Consider the following 12328-nt stretch of genomic DNA (forward strand, 5'->3'; position numbering starts at 1 on the left):
AGGCTCGGAGCGGCCCGACAAGGTAGTCGATGGTCCATAAGTTCCTTTCGTGAGAGTTCACCCTCAGCGTCAGAGGTTCTCGGGGCTGCGCCGGGGTGAGCGGCGGGCGCAGTCGCAGTCGGGGTGCGGCGGCCACGTGCGGCGGCGCTGACGGGACGGGGTGGTCAGCTCGATCGAGGCGCCCAGCGTCTCGGGAGAGCCGCCGTCGACGAGGATCAGCGCCTCCTCGACCGCCACCGCGGTGGCGGCCAGCAGCGTGGCCACCGTGCACGGCTCGGGCGCCGTGCGCGGCGGCGGGCCCGGCCAGGCGGCGTCGCGGTCCTTCCGGTGCAGATCGAGGCAGGCCAGGCAGGGCGCGCCGGCGGGGAGGACCAGGGGGCCGATCATCGGGGCGCCGTCGCGGATAGTCACGGCCAGGTGGGGCTGGCGGCGGCCCGCGTGGGCGGCCGCGACCACGGTGATCGGGCTCTCGGAGTCGAGCTGGACGACCAGGGTGGCCGGCTGACCGCGGACGCCGCCGGTCTCGACGCCCTCGACGGTGCGGGTGATGGCCCGCTGGACCGCCTCGCTGCGGGGCCGGCCGATGTCGGAGGCGCGGAGCGGGCCGCCCGCGAGCTCGCCGCGATGCACCGTGCCGGGCAGGTCGGGGTGGATGTGACCGACACCGGCCTCGGCCAGCGCGACGGCGATCGGGGCGCCCAGCCGGCCGTGCCCGCTGACCACCACGCGGGCCGCACCCCGGCGGCGCAGGCGGGTGGCCGGGGTGGGGGAGTTCTCACTGCGCAGCGCGAGCACCGCGGCCTCGCCGGCCAGGCGGTCGGCCGACCGTACGGGAGGGAGAAGTGCCGTGGCCGGCACGGTCAGACCCGCGGCGTCGAGCGCGTCGAGCACGGCCCTGGCCTCATCGGGCGGGACGCCGTCGGCGACGGCCTGAAGCAGCACCACTCGCTCGGGACGGCTGCCGTCGAGCAGGTCGAGCACGCGGGCCGCACGGCGATCGGGCAGGCGCAGCACCACGGCGCGGGCGGGATCGGAGCCCAGCTGCAACTCGAAGCGGTTGCGCCAGACGCGGGGGAGTCCGGGGATGAGCGTGGGACGGTTCACGCGTCACAGGATGTCACCGCAAGGATGCGGAGCGAATCAGTTTTCCACAGGCACCGACGGCCCGTGACACGGTTTGTCCACAGGCTCGGGGAAGTTATCCACAGGCTGTGGGAGTTGTCCACAACCTCACTCAACGTGCGTGGACGGAAGCGGTTGCGCCTGGCCGGGGTATTGCACCGGGGAGGGCGACTCGCCCTCCCCGGGTGGGTGAACGGCCTTGTCGCAGGCTTGACGATGGCCTAGTGGGGCGAAGCCTGCGGGGCCGTCCGGCTCAGACCTTGGCCTTGCCCAGGATGCGGTTCACAGTCGTCCCGCACACCGGGCACTTGCCCTTGGCCATGTTCATGCCCGTCTTCGAGACCTCTACGGTGCCCTGGAAGTCGCGCTTCTCCTTGCACTTCACGCAGTAGCCGTTGTACGTGTTGTCGGCCACGGTTCCTCCTCGTTCATGTTGTCGGCCGGGTCGATCCCGATGCCTGCTCGCGGTGGCAGGCCGCGACCTGTGTTCGGCGCTGGACCGCTCCGACCACGCGGATGTGGCCACCCGTCGGGGCGGTCACTACCCAGGTCAGGCCTGTTCCATGTCAGCGCAGCGTCGGCGGTCTCGCCGACAGCGCTGAGTGTGCCGGTCCGAATCGCCCTTTTTGGGATGTTGTGCCGCAACACGCCGTGTTGTGCCATCAAACGGGCAGAAATGGGACGTTGGACGCGATGGTGCCGACAACTCGGCCATGAGTTAGGTTGGCAAACCGTCATCGATGTTGCGGGCCGGAAAATTTTTTCGGTATTACCTGGACGAAGTACACATATCCCCCGGGTGTCATCCGGCGTACTCTTGCGGTGACATGGGTCTCACGGATTAGCGTCTCAACGTGAACCCGAATCTGGGCTGCGCGAGCCGGTAATGGCCCGCACGCGCAAGCCTGTCGTGGAAGTGCGGCGCAGCCAGCGCCGTCGGCGCACAGTGTCCGCGTATCGCGACGGTGAGCGCGTGGTCGTGCTCATCCCCGACCGGTTCTCCCGCGCCGAGGAGACCGAGTGGGTCGAGCGGATGCTGGCCCGCCTCGCGGCGCGCGAGGAGCGCATTCAGCGCACCGATGACGAGCTGCAGATCAGGGCGCGCCGCCTGACGAACCGCTACCTCGCCGATCACGCCGAGCGGGTCCGGCCGGCCAGCGTGCGCTGGGTGACCAACCAGAACGGCCGCTGGGGCTCCTGCACCCCCGACGACGGCACGATCCGCATCTCCCACCGCATCCAGGAGATGCCCGACTGGGTGATCGACTACGTGCTGCTGCACGAGCTGTCCCACCTGGTCGTGCCGAGCCACAACGCGGAGTTCTGGGAGCTGGTCAACCGCTTCGGCAAGGCCGAGCGCGCCCGGGGCTATCTGGAGGGCATCTCGGCCGCCACCGGCCTCGTGCTGGCCGACGACTGAGTCGCGGCCCCGCGGCGGCTCAGCCGCCCAGCAGCGCCCGGGTGTTGTCCCAGCCCTCCAGGGCCGGGTCGAGGCTCGCCAGCTCGGCCGGGCCGCGCAGCCGGCGCCACTCGGGCGTCGAGGCGACCTCGCTGGGGGCCGGGGCATCCCGCCGGACCACCTGCGCGCTCGCCGTGTCGAGGTCGTGGTCGGTCAGCCAGGGCGGCGCGGGCAGGCTGGTGGCCAGGCTCAACAGCCCGTTGCCGGGGCCACCCGAGGCCACGGCGACCGCCTTGCCTTCCAGCGGTTGCAGCAGCTTGCCCAGGATCATGCCGGGCACGTCAGGGGCGTCGGCGGCCAGCACGGCGGCCTGGTCGAACCCGTCGGCCGTGGCGGCCTTCAGGACGGGCAGGACGGTCGCCGTCGGCACCTCGTAGATGCGCATGCCGGGCCAGGCGATCTCCTCGGCCAGCCCGAGATCGTCACTCGTGGCCGCGACGGCCGCCTCGGCCTGCGCGAGCCGCGCCAGCAGGTCGACCACGTCCTCGGCCAGGGCGGCCCGCCAGGCGGTCAGCTCGACGCCGGGCGGGCTCCACGTCACCGGCACCAGCAGTGCCGCTACCAGTCGGCGCGTCACGCTTTCTTGTCGTCGCCTTCGCCCTGGTCGCCCTCGTTCTTCTCGAGGTTCTCCAGCTCGCTGATGTCCCAGTCGGCAGTGCCCTGGGCGAAGACCTGCGGCTCGGCGAAATCCTCGTCGGTCGGCAGCAGGTCGGGGTGGCCCCACAGCGCGTCGCGGCCCTGCACGCCACGGTGCTCGAGGACCGCGGCCCACAGCACGCCCGCCTCACGCAGGCGGCGCGGCCGCAGCTCGAGACCGACCAGCGCGGCGAACGTCTGCTCGGCCGGGCCGCCCGCCGCGCGCCGGCGCCGGAACGCCTCGCCCAGCTGGACCACGGACGGCAACCGGTCGCCGGCCGCGCTGTCGACCACGTGGCCGACCCAGCCCTCGATCAGCGCCAGCGCCGTCTCGAGCCGGGCCAGGCTCTGCTTCTGCTGCGGCGTGTCCTCCGGCGTGAAGATGCCCTCGAGCGCCATGGCCTGCATCGACTCCGGGTCGGCGGGGTCGACGCGGCTCATCGCTTCCTCGATGGCCTCACGATTCACGGTGATGCCGTTCGCGTACGTCTCCACGGCGTTCAGCACGTGCGCGCGCAGCCACGGCACATGCCCGAAGAGCCGCTGGTGGGCCGCCTCGCGCAGGGCGACATAGAGCCGTACCTGGTCCTCGGGGATCTCCAAACCGTCCCCGTACGCCTTGATGTTGGCCGGGACGAGCGCGGCGGTGCCGGTGGGGCCCAGGGGCAGGCCGATGTCGCCGGCCGACAGCACCTCGGCCGCGAGCTGACCCAGGGCCTGGCCGAGCTGCCCGCCGAAGAGCGCCCCACCCAGGGTCGCCACCATCGACTGCATCGGGCCGAGCTGGGCCTTCGCCTCGTCGGGCACGAGGTCGCCCATGGCGCCCACCATGCGGCCCGCGATCGGGTCGCACAGCTTCTTCCACACCTCGAGCGTGTTGTAGATCCACTCGTTGCGGTTCCAGGCGGCGGCCACACGGATGCCGCTGGGCAGCGCGGAGGCCGGGTCGAGCCACAGATCGGCGAGCCGCAGCGACTCCTCGACCTGGTGGCGCTCGAACATGTTCACCGCGGGGTCACCGGCGGCGGACAGCTGACTCTGGGCGACCTGGCGGGCGAGGTCCCAGTTCACCGGGCCGCTGCCGGGCCCGGCGAACATCTGCTGCAGCTGCGCCATGAACTGCTGCATCTGCTGCGGGTCGGAGGGGTCGGGCGGCTGGGCGCCCGGCAGTGAGAAGCCGAACGGGATATCAGGCACGTGTCCAACCGTACGCGTGAAACGCCCGCTCCGGACCGATGGCGGTGTCAGCTCAGAGAGAACTCAGGGAGGGGCGATAGTCTCACGCGCATGAGACGTCGTGGTGTCACCGTAATCCTCGGCGCCCTGATCACCGCCCTGCTGGCAGTCGGTGTGATGGCCGCACCCCTGCCGTACGTGGTGTTGAAGCCCGGCCCGACCGTGAACACCCTCGGATCGGACAACGGCACCGAGGTGATCCAGGTGACGGATGCGAAGACCACCACGTCGGCCGGTCAGCTGCGCCTGACCACGGTGAACGTGCAGTCGCAGGTCGAGTTGGTCTGGGCGATCAGCAGCTGGTTCAGCTCGTCCGACGCGGTTGTCCCGCGTGAGCTGATCTACCCGCCCGACCGTACGGAGAAGCAGGTCGAACAGCAGAACGCCGAGGAGTGGACCGAGTCGCAGAACAGCGCGGTCACGGTCGCACTGACCAAACTGGGCTACCCCCCGCGCGCGGTGGTCAACAAGGTCACCGACGGCGGGGCCGCAGTCGGCGTCCTGCAGAAGGACGACGTGATCACCGCGGTCGACGGCACCCCGATCGACAGCCCGTCGAGGCTGACCGCGCTGGTCCGGGCCAAGCGGGCGGGCAGTGTGCTCACCGTCTCTTATCTGCGGGCCGGCAAGGCGGCGACCGCGAAGATCACCACCAAGGCCTCCGCGGACGACAACACGCCGCGGCTGGGAATCGAGATCACCCCGAAACAGGACGCCCCGTTCAAGGTCGAGATCGATCTCGACAAGATCGGCGGACCGAGCGCGGGCCTGATGTTCACGCTCGGAATCATGGACAAGATCAAGCCGGAGGATTTGACCGGCGGAAAGATCATTGCGGGTACGGGGACGATCGACAACGACGGCAACGTGGGCCCGATCGGCGGGATCCCGCAGAAGCTCGTCGGCGCCAAGAAGGCCGGCGCGGAATTGTTCCTCGTGCCCAAGGCGAACTGCGCCGAAGCGCTGCGGAACTCGGTCGACGGGCTTCCGATGGCCGAGGTGGCCACCGTGGACGACGCGCTCACGGCGCTCAAGACCTTCACGGGTGGTGGCACCCCCAAGCCCTGCTCGGGTGCGTGACAGATGACGTACGGTGAATCACCGGCCCGACTGAAATGTGGAGCCTCCGTTGGTAATGCGTAACAGCCCTCTGCCGAGGATGAGCCGGCGCGGTCGCGTCACGGTCGGCGTCCTGGTCGGGGTCTTTCTTCTTTTCACGCTGCTCGGGTGGGGCATCGACGCGTACACCGATTACCTCTGGTTCAACGAGGTCGACTTCGTCAACGTCTTCTCCGGTGTTCTCCTCACCCGTCTCCTGCTGTTCCTGGTCATCGGCCTCGCGGTCGCGCTGATCATCGCAGGCAACCTCTATCTGGCCTATCGGCTCCGGCCCCTGCTGCGGCCGCACTCGGCCGAACAGGCGACGCTCGAGCGCTACCGCATGATCATCGCGCCGCGCCTGGGCACCTGGATCACCGTGCTCACGCTGATCATCGGCTTCTTCGCGGGCCTCTCCGCGCAGGGCCGGTGGAAGGACTGGATGCTGTTCCGCAACGGCGGCAGCTTCGGCATCCAGGACCCTGAGCACAAAGTAGACGTCGGGTGGTACGTCTTCGACTACCCGATGCTGCGCTACGTGCTCGGCGTCGCCTTCACCGCCGTCGTGCTCTCGGTGCTCGGCTCGCTCGCCATGCACTACATCTTCGGCGGCGTCCGCCTGCAGGGCGTCGGCGACCGGATGACCACCGGCGCACGGGCTCACCTGACCTCGCTGGTCGCGCTGTTCGTGCTGCTCAAAGCCGTGGCGTACGTGCTCGACCGCCGGGCCCTGCTGCTCGAGCAGCACGTCTCCCCGGGCCTGTACGGGGCGGGTTACACCGACGTCAACGCGTTGATGCCGGCCAAGGAGATACTCGCGTACATCTCGATCGTCGTGGCGATCGCGATCATCGTGTTCTCCAACGCGGGCATGCGGAACCTGGTATGGCCCGGCGTCTCGCTGGCCCTGCTGGCGATCTCGGCGGTGGCGATCGGCGGCATCTACCCGCTCGCCGTGCAGAACTTCTCGGTCAAGCCCAGCCTGAGCGAGAAGGAAGCGCCGTACATCCAGCGCTCGATCGACGCCACCAGAGCGGCCTTCGGGCTCAGCAACACCCAGGTCGATCCCTACCGCGCGACCACGGTCGTCCCGCCGAGCGGCCTGGCCACCAATGCCAGCGCCCAGAACGCCCGCCTGATCGACCCGCAGCTGGTCTCGCAGGCGTTCACCCAGTCGCAGCAGTCCCGCGGCTTCTACGACTTCGGCGCCAAGCTCGACGTCGACCGCTACTCGATCGACGACAAGACCGGCGACTACGTGGTCGGCGTGCGCGAGATCAACGACGACAAGCTGACCACCCAGCAGCGCAACTGGCTCAACCGGCACACCGTCTACACCCACGGCTACGGCCTGGTGGCGGCGCCGGCCAACCAGTTCTGCGGCGGCCTTCCGTATTTCGTCTCCGGCTTCCTCGGCGACGACCGACCGAGCAACTGCTCCGCGCCGGAGGAAGAGATCGAGGTCGACCAGCCGCGGATCTACTACGGCGAGCAGTCGACCGAGTACGCGATCGTCGGCCAGGAGGACGAGAACCGCCGGGTCGAGTTCGACCGCCCGCAGGAGGACAACAACAACGCCGAGGAGCTCTACACCTACACCGGTGAGGGCGGCGTCTCGATCGGCTCGTTCTTCCGCCGGCTGGTGTTCGCGATCAAGAACACCGAGAGCAACTTCGTCCTGTCCGACGCGGTCAACTCCGACTCCAAGCTCATGTACATCCGTGAGCCGCGCGAGCGGGTGGCCAAGGTCGCGCCGTTCCTGACGATCGACGGCGACCCGTACCCGGCGGCCGTCGACGGCCGGATCGTGTGGATCCTCGACGGATACACGACGTCGGCCAGCTACCCGTACTCGCAGAAGATCAACCTGGCCACCGAGACGCAGGACGAGCTCACCGGCCAGGGGCAGTTCGCGCTGGCCCGCGACGACGTCAACTACATGCGCAACTCGGTCAAGGCGACCGTCGACGCGTACGACGGCACGGTCAAGCTGTACGAGTTCGACGACAACGACCCGGTGCTCAAGGCGTGGAACAAGGCCTTCGGCGGGGATCTGATCATCCCCAAGGCGGAGACGCCGCAGTCCCTCGAGGACCACTTCCGCTACCCGCAGGACCTGTTCAAGGTGCAGCGCAACCTGCTCACCCGGTTCCACGTCACCGACCCGCAGGCGTTCTTCTCGGGTCAGGACTTCTGGCAGGTGCCGAACGCGCCCGACTCGCCGTCGAACAACCAGAAGCAGCCGCCGTTCTACCTCAACGTGCAGCTGCCCGAGCAGCAACAGACCCGGTTCCAGCTGACCGCCGGCGTCACCCCGGCCAACCGCGAAAACCTGGCCGCGCTGATCTCCGGTTCGTACGTCGACAACAAACCCGTGCTGCAGGTGCTCGAACTGCCGGACCAGACAGTCACACCAGGCCCGGTGCAGGTCCATCAAAAGATGACGGCCAACGCCGACGTGCGACAGCAGATCACCCTGCTGTCCAACAACGCGCAGTCCCAAGTGCTCTACGGCAACCTGATAACCCTGCCCGTCGAAGGCGGCGTGCTCTACGTCGAACCGGTCTACGTGCGACCCAGCAACCAGGAGAACGCGGCACCCCAGCTGCAGAAGATCCTGATGTCGTACGGCGACGGCGGCACGTACGTGGTCCTCGCCAACAACCTGCAAGAGGGCCTGAAAGCGCTGGTCGACAAGGGCAAGGCCGCCCAGAGCGGCAACAACAACACCGGCAACAACAACACCGGCGGCAACACGGGCACCACAAACCCGCCGCCGCCGGAAACCCTCACCGGTGAACTGGCGGCCGCCGCGACCGCCCTCGACCAGGCCATCGCCAACGTCAAGACCGCCCAGCAGTCCGGCGACTTCGCCCGCTACGGCGAGGCGCTCAAGGCCCTCGACACCGCGATGACCAACTTCGAGAACGCCCGCAACGCCGCCGGCGGCGCGGCCCCCAACCCGTCCGGATCGGCAGCACCATCGCCGACCCCGAGCGGCTGACCCTGCTTGTTGGACCCCGGTGACCCGCCGTGTCGCGGGTCACCGGGACCCGTTTTGCAGCCGACGTCAGGGTTGCGCTAGTGTTAACAGGCCGACGCGGGGTGGAGCAGCTCGGTAGCTCGCTGGGCTCATAACCCAGAGGTCGCAGGTTCAAATCCTGTCCCCGCTACGAGTCGAGAGGCCTCTGTCCGCTGTGAAGCGCGGACCGGGGCCTCTTCGCTGTTTCCTGGGGGCCGAGCCCCCAGACCCCACGTTCCGGTGGGGGCGGGGGTGCATTGGTTGCGGTCGGTCCTGCGACTTCGTCGCGGGGTTGGCCTGAGGGCCTCGACGTAATGCGTCGGCTCTGACTCCCCACCGCGCCGGGTTTTGTTGCAGCCTGAGTCTGGTCTTGCCGGGCTCGATCTCGGCGGGCCGCCGTCGCCAGTTCCGGGCCTAGGGTCAGCGCTAACCGCGTGCTTGCTCTCGAGCGTCAGGCTTGGTCATAGCTTCAGCGCCAGTTTCAGCCCGGTCGCTGTTCTGGCGCAGCGTGTCCTCGGCCCGGTTGCCGTCCTGGCGTTGCGTCCGCCCTGGCCCGGTTGCTGTTCTGGCGTTGCGTCGGCTCCGGCCGCTGTCCTGTCACGGCCCCGGCCGCAGCTCCGCCCTGCCGCTGCCCTGGCGTGGCCCCAGCCCCGGCCGCTGTTCTGGCGTGGTCCCGGTCCCGGCCGCAGCGCGGACCTTGGCCGCGAGTTGTGCGACCCGTGGTGAGACATTAGGTATACCGGCGGTCGCGGGCCCCTCGGAAGATTCGCGTGGAAACGGAAACGCGGTTCGCCCGAAGGCGAACCGCGTTTCGTTTGTAGCGGGGACAGGATTTGAACCTGCGACCTCTGGGTTATGAGCCCAGCGAGCTACCGAGCTGCTCCACCCCGCGTCGGCTTCTAAAGCTTACCTCGTTCGGTTCAGTCGCATCCGACCGCCCCCAACGACCGCCCCCAACGACCGCCCCCAACGGCCGCCCGCTCGGTGCCGCCTGCCCCGTCGAGCCGGTTCGGTTTTGCCTGGCCCCCGGCCGGTCAAGCCCGCTCGGTGCTGTCCGTTCCGGTCGAGCCTGTCGAGTTCTGTTCGATCCTGCCGCCGGTCGAGCCGTTCGGTGCTGCCCGGCCCGTCCTGTCTGCCCAGTCCCATCGGTTCGAGCCCGGGCCCACTTTGCTCGTCCCGGCCGTCTCGGTCCCGCCCTCAGTTTGCTCGGTTCGAGCGCCTCGGATTCGCTGCGCCGCGGGGTGCACTGAACCTCGGTGAGCGGTTCCAGTTCTAGCAGCCCGTCTCTGCGGCACCTGGTGTCGGCGAACTTGACCTCAGTGGTCCTGATCCGGCGGCCGCGTTCGGCGGACCGGACCAGCGGCCCTATCTCGCGGTACAGCAGCCGAGCCGAGATTGGTCCTGGCGGCTTCGTCCGGGCGGCCGTAACTCCTGCCCCTGACTTCTGTGCCCCGATCGCCCTGTAGTTCGGGTCTAAGGGGTGGGTGGGCGGTGGTGGAGGCGGGTGTTGGCTTTGGTGGCTGCTGTGGTTAGGCGGGAGAGGAACGTGGTGACTTGGGTGAGGGTTTCGGGGGTGGTGTGGTGTAGGACGTCGGCTATTTCGGTGCCGGCGAACGACAGGAAAGTGCGGGCCTGGGCGCGGGCGTGGGGGGTGGGGCGGAGAGTTACGCGGCGGCGGTCGGGGTGTTCGCGGGTTCGGGTGATGTGGCCGGCTGTTTCGAGGCGGTTCAGCAGCACCGTGGTTGCGCCGGAGGTCATGCCTATTTGGCGGGAGAGGTCTGCGGGGGTGAGCGGGCGGTTCTGTTCGGCGGCCCAGACGATGTTGCTCAGGGCGTTCGCGTCTGACGTGGGGAGGGACATCCACGTGGCTAGGTGCAGGTTCAGTTCGGCGAACGTGACGGCCCAGTCTCGTAGCTGCTGCATCACGGCGGTCTGAGCGGGGGACCAGTCGACGGTCAGCGGGTCTGCTTCCGGCATGCAACTTCCTTCACTATGAAGTAGCTTCACTGTAAAGCATTAGGGGAGTGAAGCGAGATCATGGCATCAGCGCGGGTAATTGTGTCCGGGGCGAGCATTGCCGGTCTTTCGGCGGCCCACTGGCTCCGGCGTACGGGGTGGGAAGTCACCGTCGTCGAGCGGGCCGAGAGCTTTCGGGACGGCGGGCAGAACGTCGACGTACGGGGAATCGCTCGTCAGGTTCTCGAGCGGATGGGATTGTTCGACGCGGTCAAGGCGCAGAACACCACCGAGACCGGGACCGTGTTGATCGGCGCGTCGGGTGAGGTGCGGGGCGAGCTGCCCTCCGACGACCCGGACGGGGCCACGGCAGAGCTCGAGGTGTTGCGCGGCGACCTGGCCCGCACGATTCTCGATCATCTGCCCGACGGGATCGAGTTCGTCTACGGCGACACGATCGACGAGGTGACCGACGGGCCCGACGAACTGGCCGTCACCATGGCCTCGGGGCGGTCGTTGCGGGCGGATCTGCTGGTCATCGCCGAAGGGGTGCGCTCGACGACCCGCGATCGGGTGTTCGGGGCGACGGTCGATCCGCACGAGCTCGGGATCACCATGGTGTTCGGAACCATCCCGCGTACGCCGAGCGACGACACCCGGTGGCGGTGGTACAACACGGTTGGCGGGCGCCAGATCCACCTCCGGCCCGACAATCACGGCACCACCCGCGCGATCCTCTCCTACGCCCGCGGCGACGATCTCACCCGCCTCGACCTGCCCGACGCCTTGGCCCAGGTCAGGAGCCGGTACGCGGACGCCGGCTGGGAAGCGCCGCGGATCCTCGACGGGTTCGACGCGTCCGACGACGTCTACATCGACCACCTGACCCAGATCCGCATGAGCACGTGGCATCGGGGCCGGGTCGTGGTCGCGGGCGACGCCGGGTGGTGTGTGACTCCGTTGGGTGGCGGTGGTGCGTCCCTGGCGCTGACCAGCGGATATGTTTTGGCCGCCTATCTCGCGCAGCGGCCGGGCGACCTTCCGGCGGCCCTTTCCTCGTACGAGAAATGGATGCGCCCGCTCGTCGACGACGTCCAGAAGCTTCCGCCGGGGATCGAGCACTTCGCGTATCCGCAGACGCGGCTCGGATTGGCGTTGCGTGGGCTGCTCGACAAAGCCCTGACGTCGTCGCTGTTCGGATCGCTCGCCGCCAAGCTCACCCACGTCGCCGAGACCGACCAGCAACTCCCCGAGATGGCCCAAGTCTGAAGACGCCAGTACGCGAAACGGGCGGCCCGAGTCTGAAGGGTGCCGGTACGCGAAACGGGCGGCCCGAGTTTGAGGCGCCGGTATGCGCCCGGTATGCGAAACGGGCGGCCCGCGATTGTCGCGCGCCGCCCGTTCGGGGTGGGTCAGGGCAGGTCGTAGCCCACGGCGATCAGGTATTTGTTGCTGGGGCAGGACTTGCCGATGATCGAGCTGTTCTCGGTATGGTTCCACGGGCCGAAGTAGTAGGCCCCACCCGAAGTGCCCTGCACATTGGTGGCGCAGTAGATCATCGTGCGGTAGTAGCCGCTGCCCTTCTGGCACCAGAACGTGCCGCTGCCGCCCAGGCCCCACTTCGCATAGAGCCGGGAACAGCTGGTGGCGCTCGCGGAGGCCGGAGCCGCTGCCACGCCCACGGCCGCGGCGACCAACGTCGTCACCAGCAAGGTGCGTTTGATCAGGTTGCGCATGTATTCCCCCATGTCGATCTCGTAGCGGGCTCACCGTACCCGGTGAAGATCGACATGGCTGCC

At 68.7% G+C, this 12328-nt stretch carries 10 protein-coding genes and 2 tRNA genes; 5 read left to right on the plus strand and 7 right to left on the minus strand.

Features of this window, described 5'->3' with window-relative positions; genetic code table 11:
* Window positions 1-69 precede the first annotated feature (69 nt).
* Complete coding sequence (locus JKJ07_RS11685) at window positions 70-1104, minus strand: ThiF family adenylyltransferase (RefSeq protein ID WP_202991473.1); 1035 nt, start codon at window positions 1102-1104, stop codon at window positions 70-72.
* A 271-nt stretch (window positions 1105-1375) separates the two neighbouring features.
* Window positions 1376-1537 carry a DUF5679 domain-containing protein gene (locus JKJ07_RS11690; protein ID WP_164842208.1) on the minus strand — a complete coding sequence of 54 codons (162 nt, stop codon included), beginning with the start codon at window positions 1535-1537 and terminating at the stop codon, window positions 1376-1378.
* A 471-nt stretch (window positions 1538-2008) separates the two neighbouring features.
* On the opposite strand from JKJ07_RS11690, the gene JKJ07_RS11695 reads away from it, so the two are divergent.
* Window positions 2009-2542 (plus strand): M48 metallopeptidase family protein, encoded by a 534-nt coding sequence (locus JKJ07_RS11695; RefSeq protein WP_202991474.1) that lies wholly within the window; start codon window positions 2009-2011, stop codon window positions 2540-2542.
* Window positions 2543-2561: 19 nt separating this feature from the next.
* On the opposite strand, the gene JKJ07_RS11700 is transcribed toward JKJ07_RS11695, so the two are convergent.
* Both JKJ07_RS11700 and JKJ07_RS11705 read right to left on the minus strand, forming a co-directional pair.
* The gene (locus JKJ07_RS11700) at window positions 2562-3158 is read right to left on the minus strand and encodes a hypothetical protein (RefSeq protein WP_202991475.1); all 597 of its coding nucleotides are present in this window, start codon (window positions 3156-3158) and stop codon (window positions 2562-2564) included.
* On the minus strand, window positions 3155-4414 hold the full coding sequence (locus tag JKJ07_RS11705; protein ID WP_202991476.1) for a zinc-dependent metalloprotease: 1260 nt from the start codon (window positions 4412-4414) through the stop codon (window positions 3155-3157). The genes JKJ07_RS11700 and JKJ07_RS11705 overlap by 4 nt, the downstream gene beginning before the upstream one ends.
* Before the next feature lie 90 nt (window positions 4415-4504).
* On the opposite strand from JKJ07_RS11705, the gene JKJ07_RS11710 reads away from it, so the two are divergent.
* From JKJ07_RS11710 to JKJ07_RS11720, 3 genes are all read left to right on the plus strand, one after another.
* On the plus strand, window positions 4505-5533 hold the full coding sequence (locus tag JKJ07_RS11710; RefSeq protein ID WP_202991477.1) for a YlbL family protein: 1029 nt from the start codon (window positions 4505-4507) through the stop codon (window positions 5531-5533).
* A gap of 79 nt (window positions 5534-5612) precedes the next feature.
* Entirely contained in the window at window positions 5613-8555 is a 2943-nt protein-coding gene (locus JKJ07_RS11715; protein ID WP_202991478.1) for a UPF0182 family membrane protein, read from the plus strand.
* 95 nt (window positions 8556-8650) lie between these two features.
* Window positions 8651-8724, plus strand: a tRNA-Met gene (locus JKJ07_RS11720).
* A gap of 667 nt (window positions 8725-9391) precedes the next feature.
* On the opposite strand, the gene JKJ07_RS11725 is transcribed toward JKJ07_RS11720, so the two are convergent.
* Window positions 9392-9465 (minus strand) — tRNA-Met (locus JKJ07_RS11725).
* A gap of 581 nt (window positions 9466-10046) precedes the next feature.
* Window positions 10047-10550, minus strand: a complete 504-nt coding sequence (locus tag JKJ07_RS11730; protein ID WP_202991479.1) for a MarR family winged helix-turn-helix transcriptional regulator — start codon at window positions 10548-10550, stop codon at window positions 10047-10049.
* Between the two features lie 60 nt (window positions 10551-10610).
* Here JKJ07_RS11730 and JKJ07_RS11735 point away from each other — a divergent pair, with 60 nt between their 5' ends.
* The gene (locus JKJ07_RS11735) at window positions 10611-11798 is read left to right on the plus strand and encodes an FAD-dependent monooxygenase (RefSeq protein ID WP_202991480.1); all 1188 of its coding nucleotides are present in this window, start codon (window positions 10611-10613) and stop codon (window positions 11796-11798) included.
* Window positions 11799-11941: 143 nt separating this feature from the next.
* Here JKJ07_RS11735 and JKJ07_RS11740 read toward each other — a convergent pair whose 3' ends face one another.
* Entirely contained in the window at window positions 11942-12265 is a 324-nt protein-coding gene (locus JKJ07_RS11740) for a hypothetical protein (protein ID WP_202991481.1), read from the minus strand.
* Window positions 12266-12328 lie beyond the last annotated feature (63 nt).

Origin of the sequence: Paractinoplanes lichenicola, from assembly GCF_016785085.1 — a bacterium.
In the GTDB taxonomy this organism is placed as follows: domain Bacteria; phylum Actinomycetota; class Actinomycetes; order Mycobacteriales; family Micromonosporaceae; genus Actinoplanes; species Actinoplanes lichenicola.